The 25748-nt window shown below is 42.7% G+C and carries 21 protein-coding genes, 1 tRNA gene and 3 pseudogenes; 15 read left to right on the top strand and 10 right to left on the bottom strand.

What is annotated here, in order from left to right:
- Positions 1 to 105: 105 nt before the first annotated feature.
- Positions 106 to 1333, bottom strand: a pseudogene (locus O9323_RS06730) (ISL3 family transposase).
- Positions 1334 to 1687: 354 nt separating this feature from the next.
- On the opposite strand from O9323_RS06730, the gene O9323_RS06725 reads away from it, so the two are divergent.
- On the top strand, positions 1688 to 2560 hold the full coding sequence (locus tag O9323_RS06725) for an FkbM family methyltransferase (RefSeq protein ID WP_288124868.1): 873 nt from the start codon (positions 1688 to 1690) through the stop codon (positions 2558 to 2560).
- Here O9323_RS06725 and O9323_RS06720 read toward each other — a convergent pair.
- The gene (locus O9323_RS06720; RefSeq protein WP_288124867.1) at positions 2546 to 2680 is read right to left on the bottom strand and encodes a hypothetical protein; all 135 of its coding nucleotides are present in this window, start codon (positions 2678 to 2680) and stop codon (positions 2546 to 2548) included. The genes O9323_RS06725 and O9323_RS06720 overlap by 15 nt on opposite strands.
- Before the next feature lie 429 nt (positions 2681 to 3109).
- On the opposite strand from O9323_RS06720, the gene O9323_RS06715 reads away from it, so the two are divergent.
- The 5 genes from O9323_RS06715 to O9323_RS06695 all read left to right on the top strand — a co-directional run bounded on the left by O9323_RS06715 (position 3110) and on the right by O9323_RS06695 (position 8433).
- Positions 3110 to 3988, top strand: a complete 879-nt coding sequence (locus tag O9323_RS06715) for an Hpt domain-containing protein (RefSeq protein WP_288124866.1) — start codon at positions 3110 to 3112, stop codon at positions 3986 to 3988.
- Between the two features lie 361 nt (positions 3989 to 4349).
- Complete coding sequence (locus tag O9323_RS06710; RefSeq protein WP_002756205.1) at positions 4350 to 6335, top strand: BamA/TamA family outer membrane protein; 1986 nt, start codon at positions 4350 to 4352, stop codon at positions 6333 to 6335.
- Positions 6336 to 6434: 99 nt separating this feature from the next.
- Positions 6435 to 7247 carry a UDP-3-O-acyl-N-acetylglucosamine deacetylase gene (gene lpxC / locus O9323_RS06705; RefSeq protein ID WP_002738636.1) on the top strand — a complete coding sequence of 271 codons (813 nt, stop codon included), beginning with the start codon at positions 6435 to 6437 and terminating at the stop codon, positions 7245 to 7247.
- A 560-nt stretch (positions 7248 to 7807) separates the two neighbouring features.
- Positions 7808 to 8101, top strand: a complete 294-nt coding sequence (locus O9323_RS06700; RefSeq protein WP_002738918.1) for a nucleotidyltransferase family protein — start codon at positions 7808 to 7810, stop codon at positions 8099 to 8101.
- The gene (locus tag O9323_RS06695; RefSeq protein ID WP_002756203.1) at positions 8098 to 8433 is read left to right on the top strand and encodes a HepT-like ribonuclease domain-containing protein; all 336 of its coding nucleotides are present in this window, start codon (positions 8098 to 8100) and stop codon (positions 8431 to 8433) included. Before O9323_RS06700 ends, O9323_RS06695 begins: the two co-directional genes overlap by 4 nt.
- 139 nt (positions 8434 to 8572) lie before the next feature.
- On the opposite strand, the gene O9323_RS06690 is transcribed toward O9323_RS06695, so the two are convergent.
- Together O9323_RS06690 and gatA are read right to left on the bottom strand one after the other, a co-directional pair.
- On the bottom strand, positions 8573 to 9379 hold the full coding sequence (locus tag O9323_RS06690; protein WP_288124865.1) for an Rpn family recombination-promoting nuclease/putative transposase: 807 nt from the start codon (positions 9377 to 9379) through the stop codon (positions 8573 to 8575).
- A 149-nt stretch (positions 9380 to 9528) separates the two neighbouring features.
- On the bottom strand, positions 9529 to 10980 hold the full coding sequence (gatA, locus tag O9323_RS06685; protein WP_002756200.1) for an Asp-tRNA(Asn)/Glu-tRNA(Gln) amidotransferase subunit GatA: 1452 nt from the start codon (positions 10978 to 10980) through the stop codon (positions 9529 to 9531).
- A gap of 135 nt (positions 10981 to 11115) precedes the next feature.
- On the opposite strand from gatA, the gene O9323_RS06680 reads away from it, so the two are divergent.
- The 3 genes from O9323_RS06680 to hetL all read left to right on the top strand — a co-directional run bounded on the left by O9323_RS06680 (position 11116) and on the right by hetL (position 13401).
- Entirely contained in the window at positions 11116 to 12126 is a 1011-nt protein-coding gene (locus O9323_RS06680) for a DUF6398 domain-containing protein (protein WP_288124864.1), read from the top strand.
- Positions 12127 to 12323: 197 nt separating this feature from the next.
- Positions 12324 to 12686: an ArsR/SmtB family transcription factor gene (locus tag O9323_RS06675; RefSeq protein ID WP_002738764.1), complete on the top strand. Its 363-nt coding sequence runs from the start codon at positions 12324 to 12326 to the stop codon at positions 12684 to 12686.
- Between the two features lie 52 nt (positions 12687 to 12738).
- Positions 12739 to 13401 (top strand): heterocyst differentiation pentapeptide repeat protein HetL, encoded by a 663-nt coding sequence (hetL, locus tag O9323_RS06670; RefSeq protein ID WP_271935829.1) that lies wholly within the window; start codon positions 12739 to 12741, stop codon positions 13399 to 13401.
- 111 nt (positions 13402 to 13512) lie between these two features.
- On the opposite strand, the gene O9323_RS06665 is transcribed toward hetL, so the two are convergent.
- Genes O9323_RS06665 through O9323_RS06655 form a run of 3 tightly spaced genes read right to left on the bottom strand, consistent with a single transcriptional unit; the run spans position 13513 to position 15332 of the window.
- Entirely contained in the window at positions 13513 to 13650 is a 138-nt protein-coding gene (locus tag O9323_RS06665; RefSeq protein ID WP_002739211.1) for a photosystem II reaction center protein K, read from the bottom strand.
- Between the two features lie 50 nt (positions 13651 to 13700).
- A complete protein-coding gene (gene tgt, locus O9323_RS06660) occupies positions 13701 to 14825 on the bottom strand; it encodes a tRNA guanosine(34) transglycosylase Tgt (RefSeq protein ID WP_002738723.1) in 1125 nt (374 codons plus the stop codon).
- Positions 14826 to 14870: 45 nt separating this feature from the next.
- Complete coding sequence (locus O9323_RS06655; protein ID WP_002738355.1) at positions 14871 to 15332, bottom strand: hypothetical protein; 462 nt, start codon at positions 15330 to 15332, stop codon at positions 14871 to 14873.
- Positions 15333 to 15795: 463 nt separating this feature from the next.
- Between O9323_RS06655 and O9323_RS06650 the strand changes: the two are divergent.
- The 3 genes and pseudogenes from O9323_RS06650 to O9323_RS22555 all read left to right on the top strand — a co-directional run.
- A pseudogene (locus O9323_RS06650) lies at positions 15796 to 16556 on the top strand (RNA-guided endonuclease InsQ/TnpB family protein); the annotation flags it as partial.
- Positions 16557 to 16615: 59 nt separating this feature from the next.
- The gene (locus tag O9323_RS06645; RefSeq protein ID WP_002739370.1) at positions 16616 to 18049 is read left to right on the top strand and encodes a TM0106 family RecB-like putative nuclease; all 1434 of its coding nucleotides are present in this window, start codon (positions 16616 to 16618) and stop codon (positions 18047 to 18049) included.
- A gap of 295 nt (positions 18050 to 18344) precedes the next feature.
- Positions 18345 to 18530 (top strand): annotated as a pseudogene (locus tag O9323_RS22555) (hypothetical protein); the annotation flags it as partial.
- A gap of 10 nt (positions 18531 to 18540) precedes the next feature.
- On the opposite strand, the gene O9323_RS06640 reads toward O9323_RS22555, so the two are convergent.
- Positions 18541 to 18921, bottom strand: coding sequence for a hypothetical protein (locus O9323_RS06640; protein WP_002738992.1), 381 nt, complete (start codon positions 18919 to 18921; stop codon positions 18541 to 18543).
- A gap of 240 nt (positions 18922 to 19161) precedes the next feature.
- On the opposite strand from O9323_RS06640, the gene mtnB reads away from it, so the two are divergent.
- Positions 19162 to 19779: a methylthioribulose 1-phosphate dehydratase gene (gene mtnB / locus O9323_RS06635; protein ID WP_288124863.1), complete on the top strand. Its 618-nt coding sequence runs from the start codon at positions 19162 to 19164 to the stop codon at positions 19777 to 19779.
- A 47-nt stretch (positions 19780 to 19826) separates the two neighbouring features.
- On the opposite strand, the gene O9323_RS06630 is transcribed toward mtnB, so the two are convergent.
- A tRNA-Cys gene (locus O9323_RS06630) sits at positions 19827 to 19897 on the bottom strand.
- Between the two features lie 134 nt (positions 19898 to 20031).
- Here O9323_RS06630 and O9323_RS06625 point away from each other — a divergent pair.
- Positions 20032 to 20367, top strand: coding sequence for a hypothetical protein (locus O9323_RS06625; RefSeq protein ID WP_193977209.1), 336 nt, complete (start codon positions 20032 to 20034; stop codon positions 20365 to 20367).
- Positions 20368 to 21137: 770 nt separating this feature from the next.
- Positions 21138 to 23783 carry an efflux RND transporter permease subunit gene (locus tag O9323_RS06620; RefSeq protein ID WP_288124862.1) on the top strand — a complete coding sequence of 882 codons (2646 nt, stop codon included), beginning with the start codon at positions 21138 to 21140 and terminating at the stop codon, positions 23781 to 23783.
- Positions 23784 to 23789: 6 nt separating this feature from the next.
- Here O9323_RS06620 and O9323_RS06615 read toward each other — a convergent pair whose 3' ends face one another.
- Entirely contained in the window at positions 23790 to 25214 is a 1425-nt protein-coding gene (locus tag O9323_RS06615) for an FAD-binding domain-containing protein (RefSeq protein ID WP_002738461.1), read from the bottom strand.
- Positions 25215 to 25748: the final 534 nt, after the last annotated feature.

Genomic DNA, 25748 nt, shown 5'->3' with positions numbered 1-25748 from the left:
AAGCTAAAACGCACTTAAACCACCTAAAATAGAAATAGTAACTTGAGAAAAATTCTACTTATGCCAGCTAAAGATTTCCGGTTCTTCCGAACTTACCATGTAAAATCAACTAGCAAAATGCCAATTTAATAAACATCTAAGACTAAAGTTTTTTAAAGTTTCTAAATCCATAGCCTCTCCTTTTAATCACCTTCAGTTTATTATTAATTCCTTCCACTGTTCCCTGGGTTGTTCGGTTATCAAAATAGGCAGTTATTTCATCAATCCACCGCCTCATTGTCTGGCAGCTTTTAGGAAAGTAAGCCATCGCCTTTTTGAGCCAATCACTCAAGGCAAATAATCCCTCATTCCCCTCCGTATTTTTCTCAAATACTTCTCTAAATTCCTCTTTTAATTTGTGCATTTCCCCAAGTTTTGGAGACACTTTATATACTTCTTCCAATTTTTTCCTTTCTTTCTCTACTAAGTCTCCTTCATTCTTTAATAAGGCATATTTGCTCTTGGCTATTCCTGCTAAGATATTTTCTTTATTTTTCTTATTTTTTATCTTAGCTGCCTCTCTTTTTACCTCCTTTCTTGCTTCATCTAACTCGTTATTTACTTGTTTCATTACATGGAATTTACCTCCTACTATTTGAGCTTGAGGCATTAGTTTTTATGCCACATTTTTATACCCTATCCACAGGTCTATACTTACTTCCTCTATTTGGCTCAAAACCTCTTCTCCCCACTGTTTCAGATATTCTGTTAATGCTTCTTCTGTTCTTTTTTCCACTAAACCTACAATTTTTCCTGTGTCTATATTTACTAACACAGCATAGTAATTTCCTTTTCCCTTTATCATGGCTATTTCATCTATTCCTAGTTTTTTTAGACCTTGAGGTTTTGCGGTTATTAACTCTTCTCCTAAGTCTTTGAGCATCGTCTCTATTTCTTGTTCGCTTACTCCATTTCTTTCTGCCGTATTTTTGAGATCACTATTCAGGACTTCGGCCACTATTTTTTTTCTAAATCTGTCTGTGTAGGTTCTTTTCTTCGGCAAATAATTTAGTTCTTCTGTGAATTTTTTCCCACATTTCTCGCATCTCATCTGACGACGATTGATTCTCAGATATAATGCCTGTTCTCCAAAGGGTAAATCTCGGATTGTTAATTCATTGTTTTGATGAACTTTTTCCGTTTTACTTCCGCAATGAATACACTGGCTTTCTCTTGACATATTTTCTAAATGTAAAACAATTCCTATATCGGTAATAATTTGATAATTGGTAACGACAACTCCTTCTAGGTGAAGTAGCTCGGTCATTAACTTTAATTGTGGATTTGATGGCATAAGTATAGCTTGTGTCTAAAATTGCTGGTTTTGGCTGTCTATATTTTAACCAATAAATTGCTGTATTGCAAGCATAGTTAGCTTTTAAAGATAAATTATTATTTTTATTGGTCAGCAATAAGTGTCTGTTTTTTCTTTAATTTTACACGACAAGTTCGGAAGAGCCATTAAAATCGGGAGTTCATAATTACCTAGTCACCGATAGTGATTAGACCCCACAGTGCGGTATTGGGTTTTATTGAGGGGGTGTCGGACCGATGGGGTAGGATAGTAGGACAGAGGAGGAGGCTCGACCGCAGAGAGCGGTATAATTAATATTTAGATGCCTTCATGCCTAACTTGAAGTGAGAGTATATGTTTAAAGAAACTACTTATTTGCATAAGTTCAGTTATTTTCTTGGATTGGTTCGAGAGATTGGTGGCTGGAATTTCCTATACCGCTATGTAATACGAGCATTTTATAAGATAACCAAGCTCAACCAGAAAATGGTTCTATTTAATAATGTAGAAATGACTCTGCCCTATGATAGTCGATTCGGAACGGAAATTTTCCTCAAGGGAAGCAAGTTAGATTGGGGATCTGAAATTATCCTTCATCGGTTCTTAGATATTAATAAAGACTTTATTGATGTTGGGGCTAATATTGGTTATTACAGTTTACTGGCTGCTCCTTCATCCAATCAGGTTTATGCCTTTGAACCCGATCCGAGAATGGTTGAACACTTAAAGAGAAATCTTTCCCAGTTTCAAAATTGTCATATTCTAGAAGAAGCACTTTTTTCCGAGCCTGGCACTATGGATCTTAATTTGAACTCAATGCCTGAACTAAATTCGCTGGTTAGGTATAGTCCCCAAGAGAACAAGGTGACAGTCAAGGTAAATACTTTAGACAAATTGATGTCTGATTATCCGTTACTGAGTGTTTCCTGTATCAAAACGGATGCTGAAGGTGCAGATTTCGATATACTAATGGGTGGCAAAAATCTTCTCATTCGAGATCAGCCTTTGGTCTTGTCGGAAATTTATCCAACAAAGAAGCTCCTCGAATTTATTAAATCTATTGAATTTACCTGTTTTGCTTTCGTCAAATCTAAGGATGAGAATGGAGATAATTTCCAACCAAAATTCATGAAGATTGAAACAAAACCGACAAACTCTCATATTAAAATGATTTTCTTAGTTCCTCATAGGCTCTTGTCAAGGTTTGAAGAGCTAAAAGATGTCTAACACTTCGTTGCTGCGGACGGAACAGAGCTTATTTCTAGCATAGCGATCATCATAGCTATAGTGTGCGTTCCTTGATGTGGCTCCTACTGCCGGACCGATAGATTTTGGGGAACGCACCATGCTCATTAAACATCTCCAAAAATTATAACCTGATCACAGCCTGCTTTGGGTCTATATACTAACTAAATAGTTCGATAGCTCAAATGTATATCTATCGTTGCTAATTCAATTTCACTGAAAAAATATCAGGGCTCTTCTCGACTTTGTGTGATAATTTTTGCTTATGGAATCTTGAAATGCTTATCGGGCAAGACGTTTAGGGCTATTTTAACGTTCGGCGATGACTTCGGCGTGAGATCATTAGTTCGACAAGCTTACTAACACGAACGCTCAGTCGAGCTGCGGAAGAGACTATCAGTATAGATCTCGTTTCCACACATAAACCAGAAGAGCCGCCAGTTTTCCTAGCCATTGCCTGATAAGTGATATATTTACTGAAAAACTGGGCAATCTAGAACTAAACAGCATCGTGATGAGGGGGATAAGACTTTGGACTCTGCTAACGCTCAGAAAATTCTCGGCTATTTCATCGAAGAAGCAAAAGAACACCTGGAAACTTTAGAACAGGGTATTTTAGACTTAGGCAATCTCGTCAACAACAATGAACAGATGAACGAGATGTTTCGTGCCGTCCATTCCGTCAAGGGGGGGGCGGCCATGTTAGGTTATAGCAGTATCCAAAAAACTGCTCACCGTCTTGAGGATGCTTTCAAAATACTAAAAGAAAATCCTATAGAAGTCGATCAAAAATTAGAGTCTTTGTTCCTCAAGGGTTATGATCTGCTTCAGGTATTAATCGATAAGCTGCGGGAGCCCTTAGGTTTGCAAAGCGAGGAAGCTAACGCCATCGTTAAAAACGGTGAAGCGACTTTTGCCGAATTACAGGCCCATCTTAACTATCTTCTCGGCCAGGGAAAATCTACCTCTGCTATTGCGGCAGCCCCTTCTATCTCCATTAGCGTCAGAGATATCCTCAAACAGATGTTACAACTGTTTAAACAGCAAGAAACCAGCGCTTCCCGTCAGCAATTACAAAAATTAATTTCATCTCTGTCTCAATTGGCTTCAGAACAGCAACAATGGCAATATTTAGTTAAAAATGCTCAATCGGCTCTGGCTAACCCCAAACATTCCTACCGTACTCTCGCCCCAGTTATCATTAAAGAATTAAAACAAGCCAGTGATTTATTAGCATGGGGTCGCGGGGAAGAAATCACCGTCAGTCAAGAATTGCAATTATTAGCCACCGCCAAATTACCACAAATCCTGATTACCCTAGAACCCGAATTAGCAGCTAGTACCCTGCGGCAAATGTTCAATCGCCAACAGGTCTCGCAACTGGTACAGTTATTACAAAAAAGACGTTAACAGCTGCCCTGGCGTAATTAATTGTGCGCCAACCGAGGTGGCAATAATTCTCGATGGTGAATTGGGATAGAGCCAAACCAGAAAAAGCTAAGATATGGCAAGATAAAAACTTAATGCTGACGGCTGACAAATATCAGACCTGAGGCAGCATCTCTTGAATCACCGGTCAAGCTGGGATTTACTGAGAGTAAGCGATCTGCTAGAGTTTTAACGTTCGTTAAATTTCTCGGGCAGAGAAAACAAACAAAACCATAATGGTGTTACTGGGTGTGTGGAAGTGCTTAAAAATCTCAATTTTTCGAGGCGATACTCCTCGCTGGCCCTGCTGCTGGCTATTTTCGGATTATTTCACGGGACGGTCATGGCCGGAGAAGAACCCCCAGAGACGGTTTTTCCCCGCGTCGAGCAGCTAGTACAGTCTCCTCCTGCGACCGGAGAAACTACTCCACCCGTGGCACCACCGACGGAAACTCCGACGGAAAACCCAATCCCTACAGAAACTCCCACCGCAGCTCCACCGGCACCGGCGGAGGAGTCGCGGGTTTTGGTGGCTGAAGTGGTAGTACAAGGGGCTAATCGAGAATTAGAAAATCTAGTTTATAACACCATTCGCACCCGACCCGGACGAAGCGCGACTCGATCGCAATTACAAGAAGATATTAACGCCGTTTTTGCCACGGGCTTTTTTGCCGATGTGCGGGCAGTTCCCCAAGATACGCCCCTAGGAGTGCGAGTTACCTTTGAGGTGCAACCTAACCCCGTTTTTCAGGGTGTACAGATTCAAATTGCCCCAGAAACCGTGGACAAATCGATTTTACCTGCCGGGGTGGTCGAGGAAATTTTCGCTAGTCAATACGGCAAAACCCTGAATTTACGGGAACTACAGGCGGGGGTAAAAAAAATCAATGACTGGTACAGCAAAAACGGCTATGATCTAGCCCAGGTGATCGGTGCGCCGCAAGTCAATCCCGATGGTCGGGTGATTCTGGTCATTTCCGAAGGTTTAATCGAAAAAATTCAAGTACGTTATTTTAACGTCGAACAGGAACCAGTCAAGGCTAAAACCAGAGAATTTATCATTACTAGGGAAATGCGCCTAAAAGCGGGGGATATTTTCAACCGCAATACGGCCCAACAGGATTTACAGCGTGTTTTCGGTCTCGGTTTATTCGAGGATGTGCGTCTGTCTTTTTCCCCCGGCAGCGACCCAAGGGAGGTGATTGTTAACGTCGATGTGGTGGAAGGTAATACCGGTTCCGTGGCCGCTGGGGGTGGTATTAGCTCGAATGCAGGCTTATTCGGCACTGTCAGCTATCAGCAGCGCAATTTTGGCGGTAATAACCAAACTTTAGGGGCAGAAGTTCAGTTAGGGGAACGGGAATTTTTATTCGATCTGAGTTTTTCCGATCCTTGGATTGCCACGGATAATTTCCGTACTTCCTACACGGTCAACGTTTTCCGGCGACAGTCGATTTCTCTAGTTTATGATGGGGAAGATTCCTCAATTCGGACCCTTAACGATAATGATAGTCCCCGTATCGTCCGCACGGGTGGCGGTATTACTTTTGTCCGTCCTTTGGCCCCTGATGTTTTTACAAAACCAAAATGGGTGGTTTCCCTAGGTTTTAACTATCAACAGGTACAGGTGCAAAATGCCAATGGTGACATCTCCCCCCTGTCTGCACCTCTCAATGGTTTTGGCAGTCAAAAACTGGCGTTTAGTTCCTCTGGGACCGATGATCTATTTTCCCTCAATATTGGCGCTATTCAAGATTTTCGCGACAATCCCCTGCAACCCACCAGTGGTTCTTTCCTGCGTCTAGGTTTAGAACAAACTGTCCCGGTTGGTTCTGGCAGTATTTTCGGAACTCGTGTTCGGGGTAGTTACAGTTACTTTATCCCCGTTCGGTTTATTAATCCCTTTAATCTCTTTGAAACCGATATTTTTAAAGGTCAGCAATCCCTAGCTTTTAATGTGCAAGCAGGGACAGTATTAGGCGACTTACCCCCCTACGATGCTTTTATTGTTGGGGGTAGTAACTCTGTACGGGGTTACGCCGAGGGAGAAGTGGGTAGCGGTCGCAGTTATTTCCAAGCGACGGCCGAATATCGTTTTCCCATTGTGGCAATTATCGGAGGGGCATTATTTGTCGATTTCGGCACTACTATTGGTTCCCAAGGTGATGTCCCCGGTCAACCCGGTATTGTCCGGGATTTACCCGGTACTGGTCTCGGTTACGGTTTAGGTGTTCGGGTACAATCTCCTGTCGGCCAAATTCGGGTTGACTACGGTTTTAATGTCGATGGTAGTTCTCGTATCCATTTCGGTATCGGGGAACGATTCTAATCAGTTATCAGTTATCAGTTATCAGTTATCAGTTATCAGTTATCGATGAATTTAGTTATTTTTGCTGTTCACTGATAAAAGCTTTATTACTTGATAATTATGGTTTCTACTATCTCTAAACAATTTGAATTATCGGGAATTGGACTGCATTCGGGGGAGATAACACGGGTGCGCGTCTGTGGGGCAAATCCAGGAGAAGGACGTTATTTTGTCCGCAGAGATCTAGCCAATCAACCGATTATTCCCGCTCTAGTTTCTTCGGTTTACCAAACGACTTTATCAACAGAATTGGGACGAGGAGAAGCAAAGGTTAGAACTGTTGAGCATTTATTAGCGGCCTTAACCGCTTTGGGGGTAGAGGATGCTCGCATTGAGGTGGATGGTGCGGAAATTCCCCTCCTCGATGGTTCGGCTAAAATCTGGGTGGAAGCGATCAAAAATGCTGGTTTAAATAACTCTTTTTCTCCATCAGATTTAACCATTTCTCAACCGATTTGGTTGTACGAAGGGGATGCTTTTGTGGCGGCGATTCCTTCCCCTGAATTACGTTTTACCTACGGCATCGATTTTACTTATAAACCGATCGGTAATCAATGGTATAGTTGGAGTCCTAATCAAGAAAGTTTTCAAAATGCGATCGCAGATGCTCGGACTTTCGGTTTTGCCGATCAAATTGAATATCTGCAAAAGGCTGGTTTAATTAAAGGAGGCAGTTTAGAAAATGCTTTGATCTGCGATCAAAATCAATGGTTAAATCCTCCTTTACGCTTTGATAATGAGCCAGCAAGACATAAATTATTGGACTTAATTGGTGATTTGAGTTTACTGGGAACCATTCCCACCGCTCATTACATGGCTTTTAAAGCCAGTCATAAACTTCACGTTCAACTAGCTAAAGCAATTCAGGGTTAATTAGGGTTTGCGGCAAAAAGTTTTTCGTGGGGGTAGGGTGGAGGGATTCCCCTTCCCTTAATTCCTCGAGATAAAAACGTAAAATCCTGCCTGAGTTGATTAACTCCCCATAACGAGCAGTATTAACATTTAGTTTAAATGCTCCTCGTGGGCATTTGCCACGATTAGCATGGAGAGACTGGTATCTTGAAGAATACGAATGTCTGTTTTAGGGTATGGTCTTCTTTTTTTATTGTATAGTTTAATCGCCGTCTTGTCGCTTTGGTTTGGTTAAAGGCAAGAAACCCAACACTATCGGAAGCAAGATTAAATAGGGTATGATGGACGTTGGATAGAAGGGTTTAATGAAAGTGCAAGGGTTTTAAGTCCCTCAGATCGATTCCTCAACCTTTGTTTCTTGCACTTTTTTTGAAAAAAAAGCACATAACCCTTTTCTAGTAAAGCTTTTACCAATATTCAGCAAGCCCTAAATAAAGAGTGAGAAACAAACTAAATCCCTACCCCAAGAATCGGTACAAGGAAGCTTTTTTCGACAAAATTTATCGCAAACTAAGTAGATCATGAAAATTGACGAATTACTCAAGAACAAACGAGAAAAAATCCTTGCTATTGCTGCTAAACACGGCGCAAATAACGTGCGAATCTTTGGTTCTGTTGCACGGGGAGAAGCTGACGAAAAAAGCGATATTGATTTATTAATTGATTATTGTAGCGAACGTCGGAGTCCCTGGTTTCCCTTGCCGTTAATTCGAGAACTGGAAGACTTGTTAGGCTGCAAAGTTGATATTGTTACCGAACAGGGACTTAAAGATAGGATCAGAGAGCGCGTACTTAAAGAAGCAATACCACTATGAGGGATGATACCGAACGCTTGCGGGATATTTTAGAAGCAATTGAGCGTGTAGAAAAGTATGCTCGACAGGGAAAAACCGTGTTTGAACAACAAGAATTAATTCAAACTTGGATTGTCTATCATTTACAAATTATTGGTGAAGCAGCTAGAGCAACTTCTCAAGAATTTAAAGCAAGATATCCCGCAGTTCCTTGGCGAGATGCCAGCGATCTAAGAAACTTAACTATTCATGAATATTTTCGTATTAATCTAGAGATTATTTGGGATATTGTTGAAAATGATATTCCTCCTCTAAAAGGACAAATCGAAGCTATTTTACAGGAATTTATTTGACTAAACCCAACCCAATTACTTAAGTGTTGGGTTTCACTATCGTTCAACCCCACCTACTTTATTCTTCGATTTACTTGATGGCTACCGGCAAAAGATAGCCACCAGCAATTATATTAATTTATCAAAGTTTGAACTTTTCCTATTCCCCTTGAGTCGCTTGTCTAACCTGTTCGATCTCTAATTCTAAAGCTTGTGCTATCTGTTCAAAGTTTAATCCTAAGGCCAATAAGCGAGGAATAGAGGCTAATTTTGCCGCTAATTCGCCTTCTTGTCGGCCTTCCTCTCTACCTTCCTCTCTACCTTCCTCTAAAGCTTCCTGATACACTTTAGTTTGTTTTAAATCACTTAAACTAAACATCGCTTCTATCTCCTTTCTACTGACTTGGGGTAACTTATAAACCAAGATTGTCTCTATCAATTCTAAAAGTTCTTGCTGTTGTTTGAACTTAGGGAATTCTTGTCTAATCCGTGGAATTAATTGTTTTCCCTGCTCGATCGCTCTGGCGGTTGGTGCTATAATTAATTGTAACATCGATATTCCCAGGGATTCCCCTTCTCTTAATTCCTCGAGATAAAAACGTAAAATTCTGCTGGAGTTGATTAACTCCCCATAACGAGCCGTCTCTACGCTTTCCACTGAACGCCGAGGATAAATAACTACTCCCTGCCAGTTGTTGCTTAAGTCCGTTTGGTGGAGATAGAGGAAGATTTCACTAAAGAAACGGGAATAAAACCTATTATCTTTCTGAAATTGTACTTCTAGGAAATAAATAGGCTGATTGGGTGTATCAGGCAAAAAAACTCCATCGAGACGAAAGGACAATTGTTTAACTTCCACCGAGGAGAATTGATAAGAATTGGCGGTTTCGGGGGGAAGGTTCAACAAATCAAAGAAACAAGCGGGAAATCTTTGTAAGAGTTGATAGAAAATACTGTCAGTTTTCACGCAATTAAACTCAAAAAGAGGCCTCCAGTTTAGCAGCAGTTTTTTATTGTGTTCTTCAGGAAGCTCCTGTTTTTGAGCAATTGGGATGACGAAGTAACAGCTTTTTCGGTAACTTGTCCCCAATTAAGAGATAGCCACCGGCAATTGTATCAATTTGTAAAAGATGGTTGACGTTTGTGCCAATCGGTGGCCTGTTCGTAGGCGTGGGCGACGTGAAATAATTGATCTTCGCGCAGCACATTACCCACTAATTGTAAACCGATCGGCAAACCTTGCCCATCAAAACCGCAGGGAAGACTTAACCCGGGTAAACCGGCTAAATTGACGGGAATTGTCATTAAATCCGATAAATACATACTCAGAGGGTCCGCCGTTTTTTCCCCGGCTTTAAAAGCTGTGGTCGGTGAAGTGGGAGAAACTAACACATCTACCGATTGAAAAGCTCGATCGAAATCCTCTTTGATCAAAGTCCTGACTTTTTGTGCTTTCAGGTAATAAGCATCATAATAACCCGCCGAGAGGGTATAGGTTCCCAACATAATCCGGCGCTTGACTTCCGCACCAAAACCCTTGGCGCGAGTCTTGGTGTACATATCAATCAAACTATCGGCATCTTCCCGAATACCGTATTTAACCCCATCGTAACGGGCTAAATTCGCCGATGCCTCCGAGGGAGCGATAATGTAGTAGGTGGGCAATCCGTAACGAAAACGGGGACAGGAAATCTCTTTAATTGTGGCACCGAGGGACTTTAACTGCGCTAAAGCTTGATTAACTGCCTCGGCAACCACCTGATCCAACCCTTCCCCGAAAGTTTCCTTAATTACGCCAATTTTTAGCCCTTTTAAACTGGTTTTCAGGAATTGGCTATAGTCGGGAATCGGCAGATTGAGACTGGTGGAATCTTGGGGATCGTAACCTGCGATCGCTTGTAATAAAATCGCCGCATCTTCTACGGTACGACCAAAGGGACCGATCTGATCAAGAGAAGAAGCGTAAGCCACCAAACCAAAGCGAGAAACTAAGCCATAGGTCGGTTTTAGCCCAACAACGCCACAAAATGAAGCCGGTTGACGAATTGAGCCACCGGTATCCGATCCTAGGGCCACCACGCATTCTTGAGCGGCCACAGCCGCAGCCGAACCCCCGGAAGATCCCCCCGGCACCCGGGATAAGTCCCAAGGATTAGCAGTAACGTGATAACCGGAGTTTTCGGTGGAACTACCCATGGCAAACTCGTCTAAATTGGTTTTACCGACGATAACTGCCCCTAAATCTCGTAATTTTTGGGTAACGGTGGACTCGTAGGGGGGGACAAAATTCTCTAAAATCCGAGAAGCGCAGGTGGTGGGGATACCCTTGGTGCAGAGATTATCTTTTAGCGCGATGGGAATACCTGCCAAGGGATGCAGAGATTCACCTCTGGCGATTTTCTCGTCCACTTTTTGGGCTTGTGCGAGGGCTAAATCCGGGGTTAAATGGAGAAAGCTTTTTACTTGTGGTTCGATCGCTTGAATACGAGCGAGAAATTCTGTGGCGATTTCGACGGCTGTTTTTTCTTTATTAACGAGTTGTTGATGCAGTTGACGAATCGAAGTCATGTTCAGTTACCGGTTACAACCACCGTCAGGAGCAAGCAACAACCCCGGACAGCAAAGACTATTTTAGCGTCAGTTTGGCTGTCGGTCAGCTAATCCCCTAAAATTAAAGGAAAGCCTGGGAGGAAAACTAGAGTTATGACTTTTAATATCCGACAATTAGATAATTTAGACTACGATGAAGCCGAACCCTTACTAGAAGATTATATTACTGGAGCGATCGAAGAATATATCAATTCGCCCGAGGGAGAAGCCTATTATCAAGAAAAACAAGAAGGTTGTGGTTGGATTGCTACCTTTGTCGAGTTGGGCTATCTCTATGAAGGTTATACCCTTGCTACCATGACTAAGGCAGATGTGCAGATCTTAATGGAGAAGATTTTACCACGCAAAATTACTATCCTCGATCCGACGGAAACCGAAGATGCTATCCCTGAATTAATTAGTTTTTGGCAATTTTTGGGACGAGAATATAAATTAACTCAGGCTAAGGCTATTATTAAATATTTAGAGCAATTAGGAGATCGCTTTGGTCAACTGATGAACGATCCCAACAGTGGCGGTTTTATGAAAAATCTCCTGTTACAAGCGCATCAGCAGGGTTTTGATATCACCAGTCAGGAGAGTTTAACAGCTTTTCAAGAAAAATATAATGCTGAACAACGCGCCAAACAGCAAGCGGCAGCAACATCGAAAAAAACGCCCCCAGCTGTTCCTAAATCGGAAAATGTTCCCAAGGCAATGCAGGCCAAATATCAAGAAATTACCGCTATTACCGATAAATTTGCCGCTAAATATCTTAATGAAGAATACGCCCAACTTATTCGCCAATTAACCGCAACTTTAGCTCGTAAGCGTCCCTCTCCCCTAGAAAAAGGTAAAGCCAATTCCTGGGCTGCCGGCATTACTCACGCCCTAGGAATGGTCAATTTTCTCTTCGATCCTACTCAAAATCCCCACATTTCGGCCACAGAACTTTATCAGGCTTTTGGGGTTGCTCAAAGTACAGGACAAGCTAAATCAAAACAAGTGAGAGATTTACTGAGGATGTCCTATCTTGACTCAGAATGGGCTTTACCAAGCAATTTAGAGAACCATCCTAGCACTACTGTCCGGCAGTTAATCAGTACCATGCTCGGTGATAGTTAGGGTTTGCGATAAAAAGTCTGTTGGTGGAGTCAGGAGGCACTCTTGCAGCAGTAGATTTCTGAATGACCCAATCTCGATCGAGCTTGCAGACTAGACTCTAGTTACCTCTCCAGTTAAACTATAGTAGTCAATAGTTATAAAGTTTTAAACGATCACCTATTGTCAGCCTTTTTAACTGGTCACTTTATTACCTACCTATGTTAGACAGTTTCTCCCCCCAAACCTCTAGCGTCGTCCTCGCTTCCGTGGCGGACTATTTCAAAGTCCTGTCGGAAGTCAGTCGCCTACAGATTCTCAGTTGCTTGCAATTAGGCGCGATGAATGGTAAAGAAATCGCTGAAGCTACCGGACTAGGTCAAGCCAATCTCTCCAAACACCTGAAAGCTTTAACCCAAGCGGGAATTATCTCGCGGCAACCCCAAGGAGTCAGCGTTTACTATCAAATTACCGACCCCGTGATCTATGATCTCTGTCAGGTGGTTTGCGATCGCATTAGTCAGCAAATGCGTCAACGGGCCCGAGAATTCGAGAGTCTGCCGGCTTTCCATCTCCCTAAATAAAAATCGCTAAACCCTTGACATTTTACCTCAATTATGATAGGGAAAAATTTCCATGCTCGTAGAAAAACTTTGTCAACGCTATCGGGAGGGAGAAAGAGATTTTCAGGGGATTAATTTGCGGGAAGGCGACTTAACTAATATTTCCCTTCCAGGAGTCAATTTTTGCCGTGCAGATCTGCGACAGGCCCGGTTAGGAAAAATACGCCTTGCGCGATCGCTGCTGAGGGAAGCGGATTTAAGTGAGGCGATTCTCTGGGGAGCAGATTTAAGTCAAGTGGACTTTTATCGAGCTTGTTTACGCGATGCGGACCTAAGCGGAGCTAATCTCATCGAAGCCAATTTAGAAGCCACTTATTTAACCAAAGCCGTCTTAAACGGTGTTAATCTCAACAGTGCTAATCTCCAGCAGGCCCTATTAATCGATACGGATTTTCGCTCCACTTCCGACCAACGCACGGACTTGGGCAAAACTAACTTTTGCGGAGCCGATCTCAACTATGCTAATCTGAGCGGATCCCTGTTATATCGAGCCAATTTCGCTAATTGCCGACTTTGCCGGGTTAATTTTCGTGCTAGTCCCGAAAGAGACGGATTTATCACCGATCTCACCGGGGCCAGTTTCCGGGGTGCGGATCTCAGTTATGCGGATTTGCGCGGGGCAATTTTAGAAGATGTGGACTTAACTGGTGCTGATTTAACCGGGACTTTGTTTTAATCTGGGAAGCTTTTTCAGTAAACAGTAATCAGTAAAAAGATGTCATTTCACTTAAAACTCAAATCTGATAACTGATAACTGCTCACTGATAACTGATAATTGAAAGTCGATTTATTTAAAACCGACGGATGCTTGCCAAACAAAGGCCAGCAAGAGGAAAAATAGGGGAATCAGGGGCAACACATCGACTAGGGGGTCGAAAATTTGGTATGCTTCCGGCAATTTGGCGAACAAAAGTGCAGTTTCCATCTCTCTATCTACCTTGACAAGAAAATTTTTAAACGTTTCCTGAAATTTTATCACGTTGGGGTAACATCTACGGCATCCTCAAGCCAAGGGGCAAAATCTTGGGCAAAAGTCCCCCCTAGTATAGATTGACGAATTTCACGGGTAAATCTGATTAATTCGGCGATATTGTGCAGAGATAAGAGAATATAACCCAACATTTCCCCCGATTTAATTAAATGATTCAGATAGGCACGGCTAAAGTGTTGACAGGTGTAACAGGGACAAGTCTCGTCTAAAGGGGCGAAATCCTCCTTAAAACGGGCATTTTTGAGGTTCCAACGCTCTCCCCGCACCAAAGCTGTGCCATGGCGACCAAAACGGGTGGGAATAACGCAATCAAACAGATCTATGCCACTAGCGATCGCCTTGGCCATTTCTCGATAGGTTCCCACTCCCATCAGGTAACGGGGTTTATTTTCGGGGAGTAAAGGGGCAGTTATCTGGACAATGCGATGAATTAGGCTCGTTTCTTCCCCCACACTCACGCCACCGATGGCATAACCGGGTAAATCGAGTTTTACTAAAGATTGCGCCGCCGCTGCCCGTAAATCCTCATAGATTCCCCCTTGTACTATGGCGAATAAAGCCTGTTCTTGAGGTCGTTGATGGGCCGTCAGACAGCGCTCTAACCAGCGATAGGTGCGTTCTATAGATGCTTTCATGGTCTCATGACTGACTCCCGTGGGGGGACATTCATCGAAGGCCATAATCACATCAGCACCGAGGGCATTTTGAATCTGAATCGATTTTTCTGGCGTGATTTCGATTATTCTACCGTCCCGGGGCGATCGAAAGGTGACTCCCGACTCTTTAATTTGCCGCAGTTGACTAAGGCTAAATACCTGAAATCCACCCGAATCTGTTAATATTGGCTGATTCCATGCCATAAAATCGTGTAAACCTCCCGCTTTCTCGATAATACTTTCTCCGGGCTGCAGATGCAGGTGATAGGTATTAGCGAGAATCATTTGCGCTCCCGTGCTGGCGATTTGAGCGGGGGTCAAACCTTTCACTGTGGCCAAAGTTCCCACAGGCATAAAACGGGGTGTTTCTACCGGTCCGTGGGGAGTATGCCAAACCCCAACCCGCGCACCAGTTTGGGGACACTGGGCGATTAATTCAAAGGAAAATCCCACTGTTTCAGTTATCAGTTATCAGTTATCAGTATTTTTGCTCGCTGCCTAAAAGGGGCAATCGTTGTCGTCTTCGTCTTCAAACTGCACATCCCACTTAGCAGAAAGTACCTGAGTAACCATAGCTTCGAGGGTATCGGCATTGAGACGGGCTTTCATATCGGGATCTTGCAGTGGATTACTCAGGGGAATTAGCCGTAATTGCCGATTGTCTTGAACCAGATCAAAATAGGTTTCACCGTCGGGAGAGCGGGTTAGACGCAGATAATCGAAGCTATAGGTATTCAGATAAAGACTGTAGTTAGCAACTAGGGTGCTTTGCTGATAATCGGCGAAAACTTCCACTATCCATCCCTCTCCTTCACTCTGAATCACCCCTTCGAGACTATGGATGTAGCGAACTCGTCCGATATCATCGAGGAGACGACGCATATCTTCTTTAGCGATGACCACGCCAGAGTCAATAATACAGGGGGCGGGCAGGGGCTGTGAGGGCGGATGATAGTTCATAGGGATTGCCAGTAAAAAAATTTCCGTTAATAACCCACCGGAGGGGTTTCCACCGATTCCTGTTGCAATTTTTTTCGGGTTACGTCTCGATCTTAACCCAATCCGCTAGAACTTTTCACTGTTACTTAAGATTAAGACCGAAGAGGGATGATTAATTTCTGCTTACTAAATATTTACCTAAAATGTCGGCTTGAAGGAACCCTCGGTTTTACCCTATCCCTTATGGATAACTTTCTTAACAATTTTGTCAGTAAGTACTCCAACCCTTATCCTGACTTGATTTCAGTTTTTTCTTTGTCAGTAAGGGTGTCAACAAGGAATATTACAGATTGTTAACCGAATCTTGAAAGCGCTGTGGTACAAAGGGTTGAAATGTTAAGAAAGATGTGACTAATGGACAGGGTTTTACCGAGGGATGAAAGGCCAACCAGTATAGAACAGCACTTCGACACATTTCGACTGCCAGCTAATGCTAAAACTCGATATTAGAGATATAACCCCACAATTAGAGCCTACTAAAAAATGTGTAGGTTTAGACGTGGGACTAAAAGATCTTGATGCTGACAGCAACGGGAATACAGTAGAGCCTCCTAAGTATTATCGAAAATCAGAAAAACGCCTTAATAAACTGAATAGAAGAAAGTCGAAAAAGTTTAACAGAAGACAAAAGCAGTCAATAACTACAAAAAAGCTAGACAAAAGTACGTCAAGGAACATTTAAAAGTAAGTAGGCAGCGAGAAGAGTTTGCTAAAAAATTGGCACTCCGTTTAATTCAGTCAAACAACTTGATAGCTCAGGTCGATTTAAAAGTCAAAAACCTTGTGCGTAATCAAAAACTAGCCAAGAGTATTAATGACGCAGGTTGGTCGCCATTAAGAAAATGGCTTGAGTATTTTGGTATTAAATATCGCCGATTAACTATTGCAGTTAATCTAGCCTATACAAGTCAAGAATGCCTTAACTGTGGTCGCTTAGTCAAAAAGTCTCTATCAGTCAGAACTCATGTTTGTTTGTGTGGGTATATGGAAGATAGGGACAAGATGGCGCCATTAAATATACTCAAAAAAGCTACGATAGGGCATATTGGAAACTGGCACCTCGACTTGCGCTCAGTTTGGGGAGATTTAAGCTCTATCTTGGTTGGTAGTAATACGGCTCGAGTGAGCCTTACCGAACTCCTACCAAGACAACTTAAGTCAATCAACCAAGAATCCCTCGCATGATTGCGATGGGAGTGTCAACTCACTGGTCCAGGAAAGCTTAACTTTTCTCCTTGTATATAATGCTACTGACCGATGATCTACTTCTAGACTACCAACGTTGTCAACGCCGTGGGTTTTTAAATCTCTACGGCAATAGCCAAGAAAAAGACCCTGAGCGAGATTTTTTGCTTAAATTGCGTCAGGAGAGTCAAAGTCACGTTAAAAAAGTCCTGCAAGACTCCTATCCGGATTATTGTTCCTTGACTACTCCCAGCACGGATATTTTAGCCGCCGCTAGGGAAACGGAAGCTTTGATGGGTCAGGGGGTACCCTGTATTTATCACGGAGTCCTTTTACAATCCGGCTATCCCGTCTCTTTAACCGGTTCCCCCCATTTATTAATTAAACAGACAGGAGAGTCGAAATTTGGCGATTGGATTTATTATCCCCTCAATATTCAACTCGGTCGCCGTCCTAAGCCTGAATATAAGATGCTGGCTACTTTTTACGCCTATTTATTAGCCAGTATGCAGGGAGTTTTTCCCAATTACGCCGAAATTGTCCTACGTCGTCATAATCGCTATCGGGTGGAATTGAATCTCTGGTTAACTAAACTAGAGGAAATAATCAAAAAGTTCGGCGAAATGGTGATTAATCGGCAAGAACCAGAAGTTTTCATCTCGCGTCAGCGTTGCAGTTTATGTCATTGGTATAGTCACTGTTATGGTATCGCCCAAGCGAGTCAACATCTTTCTTTAGTCCCGGGGGTAACTCCCAGTCGTTACCAATTTTTACAGTCTTTGGGGGTTTCCACCATGGAATCCCTGGCACTTACCTGTCCTACTCGTACGCGGGAGGGGATGGGGTTAGAGGTGGCTAATCAGTTACAATTACAGGCCCAAGCAATTATTGAAAATCGGGCCTTTCGCAAAAGCAACGGCAAAACTGCCTATTTGTCCCCCCTACCGAGGGCCGAGATTGAATTTTATTTTGATATCGAAGCGGAACCAGAACAGAATTTAGATTATCTTTTGGGGGTTTTACGCGTTGATTATCGGGTTAATACCCAGCAATTTTATCCCTTTTTGGCAGAAAAGCCAGAAGATGAAGGCAGGATTTGGCAGGAATTTTTAACCTTAGTCATGCAGGATTATCAAGCACCAATTTTTCACTTTTCTGAGTACGAAGTGGAAACAATTAAACGATTAGGTTATCTTTATAAAACCCCTTCTTCTTTGATTAATCAGTTAGTTTCTCGCTGTTTTGATCTGCACTATCATGTAGTTAACTCGGTAACTTTTCCCGTGGAAAGTTATTCTTTAAAATCCCTGGCTAACTGGATTGGCTTTCAATGGCGCGATCGAGGAGTAAGCGGGGATCAATGCGTTTGGTGGTATGACCAGTGGTTAAAAACAGGAGATCGGACTTTATTGGCGGCTATTTTACGTTACAATGAGGATGATTGTCGCGCCACCTTTAGGCTAAAAGACTGGCTTGTAAACTTTTTAATTTGATTCTAAAGATTTATGACAAATAGGGAAGAATGTAACCGCTGCTACCCGTAGCGGCAAAGGGAAAATGATAGGCTATGGATGTGAAGACAGTTCCCTCACCCAATGGTGATCCCCATGTTCTCCCCACTTTTTCCGCTTCTACTCCTACTGCTTTCCTTCCTTAGGGACTTGCGTGGGAATAATATCCCAATCGATCGGAGGGCGCAAGCTTTGCGCCCCTACAGTAACGGATTTTGTCCACAATGTAGGGGCGAACTGCGTTCGCCCAAAAGGTACATTATCAAAGCGCAGGTCCCTTAGTCTTCTCTGGTATCAAAAGACCGATAATGATATTTTTAAAGCTCTTGCCGTTAGTAGTTTGATTTTTGCAATTATTTGGGGCTTAGTTCTCGTTCATTGGTCAATTCACCTGCTGGGACTGCTGTTATTGTTAAAATTCAGAACCCCCGCTTTCAGTTTGGTGCGCGTGCCTAGATGGTGATGGTTTGACCCTAATCTTCTAACTGTTGGCTAGGTACTTCGATCGCCTGTACATCGATCGTACCGGGAGGGGTGAGAATAATAAACTTACCCCCTGCCACTTTTAATGGTTCACCACAGTTAGGACATTGGCATTCCGTGCGATTAAAACCCGTAAATTCGTAGCTACAGACGGGACAGCTATCTTCAACTAAATTGCGTCGCAACCACCAGCGAAAAATTCCCCAAGCAATCACAGGGGAAAATATCAGGAATGCCACGAGAATTAAAAAACTATTGACTAACCAACCCAGTCCGATCGAGCCTAACAACAATCCGACTAAAATCAAAGATAAGAAACAACCCAAACCAGAATCATTGACAGAATAGCTGCGGAAAAAGTTGTTATTCACGGCTCAACCCTCGATTCATCAAAGCTGCAATTATCTTTAACCTAACACACTCCCAACACATTGCCACGGTTAAATTTTCTTTTTGACTCACCGGTTCCTCACTCTATTCTGCCTTGGCTTTAGTTTTGAGCGAGATTATCCGGAATAAACTACCTCAACCCGCTATGCTGAGGAGTGGGTCGTCTGCTGGCTTCAACTTGTTATAATAGTTACTCCCTATCCACCATATCTCTAAAAACCATGAGTGATCCTCGTTTATCTCTAGTGGCAGCTGCCCGAAGATTTTATCAACTGGGTTGGATGCTTGGCACGGCAGGTAATTTGTCCGCTAAAGTTGATGATCATAGTTTTTGGATTACTGCCAGTGGCAAAAGTAAAGGTAAACTCACAGAAGAGGATTTTGTGCGCGTGGATCTGACGGGAAAAGTCAGGGAATTAGCTCATCTGGATAATCGTCCTTCGGCAGAAACTAGCATTCATCAGGTGATTTATTGTCTCTTTCCCGAAGCACAAGCTTGTTATCATGTTCACTCGGTGGAAGCGAATTTAGTTTCCCGTTTTGCTCGTGAGGACAAGTTATCTTTACCTCCCTTAGAAATGTTGAAAGGTTTAGGTATTTGGGTAGAAAATCCTCAAGTATTTATGCCGGTTTTTGCTAACTATCTCGATGTGCCGAAAATTGCCGCAGAAATAAAGAGTAGATTCTCAACTTTCCCCCCAGAAATTCCCGCTTTACTGATTTCTTACCATGGCGTGACAGTTTGGGGTGAGTCTCTAGAAACTACCGAGAATTATTTAGAGATAGTCGAGTATATTTTTCGCTATCTAGTGGCAGCCTATCAAGTGAAACCTTGGTAAACCTTCATTTAGACAAGGTAATAAAAGAAAGATGCCGATATTTTCTAAGGCGCCACCCAGATTCGAACTGGGGGTAAAGGTTTTGCAGACCTCTGCCTTACCACTTGGCGATGGCGCCGATCAAGCAGTATTTATCCTAGCATAACAGATGACAGTTTGCCAAGAGTGGAACCCAAGAGTCAAGCGATCGATCTATAATTTATGGAGCGGTTCTCTAATCTAGTGGGGGATTTTAGGCTTAAAAAAGCGATTATGATCGGAAATCAAAGATATTTACTAACTTTTATCGGTTTATTAGCTTTATCCTTGCCAGTACAGGCTAATAATGCCGTTTACCTTAGCCAAAGTTCTAATACTGCCGCTACTTTCGACAGTTATCGTCAAGAATGTTTACAAAGAGCGCGTGCGGAGGGGTTAGCTGCTGATGTGGCAAAAGATCTATGCGACTGCACGATTAAAAAATTCCAAGCTCGTTACAATCTACAGCAATTCCGCGCCCTCGTGCAGAAGTCGAAAACCGATAAGGCTGCCGCTAGGACTTTATCCAGTGTGGGAGAAGCTTGTTTTGATGAGATTTTGTATGAATAGCAGTTATCAGTGATCAGTGATCAGTAAACAGTTATCAGTTATGGTTCTTCGTTACTTGGTATGGTTGGATAAGGTGGCATAAATCGACTAAATCCTTATCTGGCAAAAGACTTAATTGATTAGTTCGCTCTAGATAAAAGACAATTGACGAAAATCGCCAAATGCCTCTCTAAATAAGGGTTCCATCCGTTATAACCCTCGTCCATTGCATAACACAAACCGAAGAACCTCAGTTATCAGCTTTTTCTCTCCCTTCTCCCTTCTCCCCAACTCATAATTCATAATTCCCTTCTCCGCTGTCATACTTTGTGCTTTTTGTCAAAAAAACTTTTTTTTTGCAATAAAACTACATAAAAAAAAGATCATCGTTGTGGGTGAAAATGACTGATTTACCCGTCTTAATTAGGATCACTTTCTAGGTGTGGCAAGGGTTTCAACCATTGCTGCCCAAAAAAGCACAAAGTAACCCACTATGAAATTCTATCAAATCGCTGTAACCATGATAAAGTCGTTGTTAAATAAAAATCTTTCTCAATTAATTCTTAAGAATTTATAAATATTGCGAAATGTTAATTTAAATATTCTCAAGTTTTTGCAGTCAATAAATAATTTTTGCTTATATTTGTCGGAAAATAGAACTCCTGCAAAAATCCAACATCTACCATGGGGTTAGGAGTCAGTTATCAGTTATCAGTTATCAGTTATCAGTTCACTGAGAAAACTCCCCACACCCCACACCCCACACCCTACTTCCCAGTTATTAAACGAAGATGAAAGAATCATGGCGAGAACGTCTGAATATCTCTCGAATAGCGATTAATGCCCCGAGGTTAACCATTGCCTTCTGGTTAGCGGTGGCCATGGCGGGAATTTTGGCTTTTAGTTCCTTAAAATACGCTCTTTTCCCAGATATCAGCTTTCCAGTCGTCATAATTAACGCCCAAGCGGATTTAGCTACTGCTATCACCACGGAACAGCAATTAACTAAACCCCTAGAAAATCCTCTTTTCTCTCTCCCCGGTCGTCGTGATATTTCTTCGACTACTGCCCCCGGACAGTCAGTAATCAGCGTTTTCTTTAAAATTGGCACAAATTTAGACAAGGCCACCGCAGCAGTTAAACAGGCTATCTCGCAAGTCCCTTTACCCCCTCAAGCTACCACAGAAGTTATCCCCGTTGATTTAAATGAGTCGGCAACAGTCACCTATGCGCTGGTGAGTGAGCAGAAAAATCTAGAAGAATTAAGCCAAATCGCCCAAGATAATTTAATTCCGCCCTTAAAAGCTCTCCCTGGTACGGCTAAAGTTAATTTACTCGGTCAAGGTACAGTTAGGGAAGATAATCCCCATAAAAGTTTAACCCGACCATTACCCACGCTGGTGCGCTTTAACGGCCAAGAGGCGATCGCAGTGCAGGTAATCAAAAAAGGTGCCGCCAATAGTCTCGATCTGGCCGCTCAAGCAGAAAAACTGGTTAAAGACATAGCACAAAAACTGCCCGATGTCAAGATAATTTTAGCTGAAACCCAAGCGGAATATATTCGCGCTGCCCTACAAGGCACGATCGATGATTTACTTTTGGCAGTTTTGCTGTCGGTGCTGGTGATCTTGATATTTTTAGGCAGTTTCGCCGCTACAATCATTTCTGCTCTGGTTATCCCCCTATCTCTTTTGGGGACTTTCATTATCATGTCCATCTATGGGTTTAATCTGGAAACCCTGACGCTGCTGGCTCTCGCTTTGGTGATTGGCATTGTCGTGGATGATGCGATCGTGGATGTGGAGAATATTTCCCGTTTAATCGACGCGGGGGAAACCCCGAAAAATGCGGCACTCAAGGGGACAAGGGAGATCGGATTAGCTGTGACTGCTTCCACTTTAACCATTGTTGCGGTGTTTATACCCGTGGCTTTTATGGGGGGTGCGGTGGGACAGTTTTTTCAACCTTTCGGTTTAACTGTCTCGGCTGCGGTGATTTTTTCCCTGTTGGTCGCCCGAACTTTATCGCCAGTTTTGGCAGTATATTGGCTGAAACCGCAGTCACGGGCAAAAATGACGAAACAAAACCGACCGATTGAAAACGCCTATCGACGGCTCTTAAGCTGGTCATTGCATCATCGTTTGCTGGTCATTGCTATTGCCCTAATTACCTTTTTGGCAGGTATTGCCCTGATTCCTTTTATTTCTAGGGGATTTATTCCCCGACTCGATCGCGGCGAGTTTAATCTGGTTTATACTTCTCCTTTGCCGAAAATAACGCAAATTAGTCCTAATAAACCGACGGCTAAGAGTTCTAGCGATAGTTTCGCTTGGATTTCCCAGTTAGCGAGTTCTCCCGAAAGTTTTCTTTTGCGTCGCACTATCCGCGATGGCAGCAAATTAGAAGCGCCGATTTTGCAGGATGGGGAAGTGGAATCGACTTTTATGATCGCCGGTTTACGCGGTGAGCCGAATCGGGGCAAAATTCACGTTACACTGAAGAGCGATCGTAAATCTCACACCAGTGCCGTGCAGCAACGGATTCGGCAAATTTTACCGCCAATTAGAGGGGTGAATGTCAGTATCGAGGACATTCCTTTTGTGCAAACGGAAGCGGAAAAGCCGATCCAAATTGCGATTAAAAGCGATAATTTGCAGCTATTGCGCGATAGTGCCGAGAAATTGCAGGTTGAGGCTGCTAAAATCTCTGGTTTAAAGGATATTTCCCTATCATCTAGATTAAATGAGCGGGGGGATTTTTTGGCGATCGAGCGTTTAAATGGTCAACAGGCGATTTTTCTCAGTGCTAATCTCAGTCCCGATTTAGGATTAGAAGATGCGGCGATTAAAATTGAAGGGATTCCTTTACCGGAAGGGATAACTTTACAGCGTTGGGGTACTTCTTCTCAAAGTAGCGATGTTTTGGGCAGTTTTGGTCGCACTTTAATCCTAGCGACAATTTTAATGTTAGGAGTTTTATGGCTATTATTCAGAAGACTGCTAGAAACTATCGTCATCGCTTTATGTTTACCTTTAGCGATTGTGGGGGCAATGTTGGGGTTATTGGTAACGGGTAGTGAGTTTAGTATGATTTCTCTGATCGGGTTTATTTTCCTCTTGGGATTACTGGATAAAAACGCTGTGTTATTGCTGGATTATACTAACCAATTGCGTCAACAGGGTTGGAGTCGGGAGGAAGCGGTTTTAGAAACGGGAATGATTAGATTAAGACCGATTTTAATGACCACCTGTTCAACAATTTTAGGCATGATTCCGATCGCTTTGGGATTGGGTACTGGTGCGGAATTGCGGCAACCCATGGCGATGGTGATTGTGGGAGGTTTAGTCACTTCTTCCCTGTTGAGTTTAATTGTTGTGCCTGTGTTATATCTAAGTTTAGAGGATGTTTGGAACCAGATTAAAGCCGGTCAAAAGTAGCTAGTTTTACGGTTTTGGCTTCTGATTGCTATAGAGTCGTTTGAACTCTTTTTGTTGTTGATTATGATCGACAATTGGCTCAGGATAACCACAACGATGTCTTTCTAAACGGGGGATTTTCCCGGTTACTAAATATTCCGTATCTACGGAAGCTAATTCCGGCAACCATTGACGAATATATTCCCCTTCTGGATCGAATTTTTGTGTCTGACTAGCGGGATTAAAAATTCTTAAAGGTTTCGGATCCATGCCACTAGAGGCACTCCACTGCCAACCACCATTATTAGCGGCTAAATCGCCATCAAAAAGTTTCTGCATGAAGTATTTTTCGCCTTTTTGCCAGTTAATAATTAAATCTTTGGTTAAAAAACTCGCCACAATCATGCGACAACGATTGTGCATCCATCCCGTTTCATTTAATTGTCGCATCGCCGCATCAACGATCGGATAGCCGGTTTTTCCCTGGCACCAAGCTTGAAAATGTTCTTCGTTATCCTGCCAAGGAAAATGACGAAATTCTTTTCTATAAGCACCGACCGCCAATTCTGGGAAAAAATAGAGACAATGCTGGTAAAATTCCCGCCAAGCTAACTCTTGCTGCCAAGTGATAATACTATTTTTTGCTTCCTCGGCCCGGCAATTTTCTAATAACTCTAGGGTTGCCGTCCAAATTGTGCGAATGCCAATCGCCCCAAATTTTAAAGCAGCACTCAAGCGCGAGGTGCCATCGAAAGCGGGGAAGTTACGATCTTCTTGATAATTGTTAATAACCCCTTGACAAAATTCTTCTAATCTGCTATCGGCGGCTTTTTCTCCGGGGGTGAGGGGTAAGGGGTTTTGCCAGGTAAAACCTAAATTTTCTAGGGTTGGTAAATTAATAGTTTCTGTGAGTTTCTCCCCCTCATTTTCGTCTAATCCTTGCAGGTTTTCTAGGGTTTTGGGGCGGGCTTTGGCTAATTGGCTCCAATTTTTCCAAAAAGGAGTATATACGGTGTAGGGGCTTTTTGAGAGGGTGAGGACTTGTCCTGGAGCCTGGAGAAGTTGATCCCAGAAGGTTTCTACTTCAATTCCTTTTGTTTGTAAAGCGGCGATTACCTGTTGATCCCGTTGACGAGCGTAGGGTTCAATATCGAGGTTAAAAAAAACTGCTTTTGCCGATAAATTGCCGGCTAAGTTGACGAGTGTTTGACTGGGATTGCCGCGAATAATCACTAATTGACTACCTTTTTGGCGATAATTTTTTTCTAATTCCTCTAGACAACCGAGCAGATAGGCAACTCTAGCAGGGGCGATATCATCCCCTTCTAAAATAGCAGGATCGAGGCAGAAAACCCCGATGATTTTCGGACTACGCTCCCTAGCTTTACTCAGTCCAATATTATCCGAGAGACGTAAATCGCGACGATGCCAGAAAAGGATTAGGTTTGACATAAAGTAAGGTGATGAGAAGATTATCAGGAGGGAGATTATTTTACATTGAGCTTGTCGAAATGTGGGGTACAGTTAAGAACAAATTCAATTCAAAAATACTCTTTCTGTCATTATAGGACAGTGGATCAAGAATAATTGTCTAATTGGGTGCATCTCATTTTTGTAAATCTACTGAGTTGGGATTTTTAAAGGGAAACTATCTTCTAAAGTTGGTCATTACTTCCGATTTTATCATTCAATGCAAGCCTTTGGGGGGTAGAACCCCCCAAACTCACCGTCGGGGGTAGGGCTGTTTCATTCTCCCATCAGAATATCAAAAGTAAAAGCGATCACAGTCTTTGTAAAATGAGGGTAATGATTCGGTAGTAGTGCCGTAGCCCTCTTGCTTATCTGGTATGAATTGTGTAAAATATTTATTAATAAAAATAATTGGAACCCGATCAGTCTTTAAACCTCTAGCTTGATCATGACTTTTCTGATAAATATCTTTTTCTGGCTCCTGTCTGGCTTACTCAAATATCAGTCTAGCACCGA

The organism is Microcystis sp. LE19-131.1A (assembly GCF_027532015.1).
Taxonomy (GTDB): Bacteria; Cyanobacteriota; Cyanobacteriia; order Cyanobacteriales; family Microcystaceae; genus Microcystis; species Microcystis ichthyoblabe_A.
The sequence above is the reverse complement of the archived record's forward strand: the minus strand, read 5'-3'. Positions and strand labels throughout refer to the sequence as shown.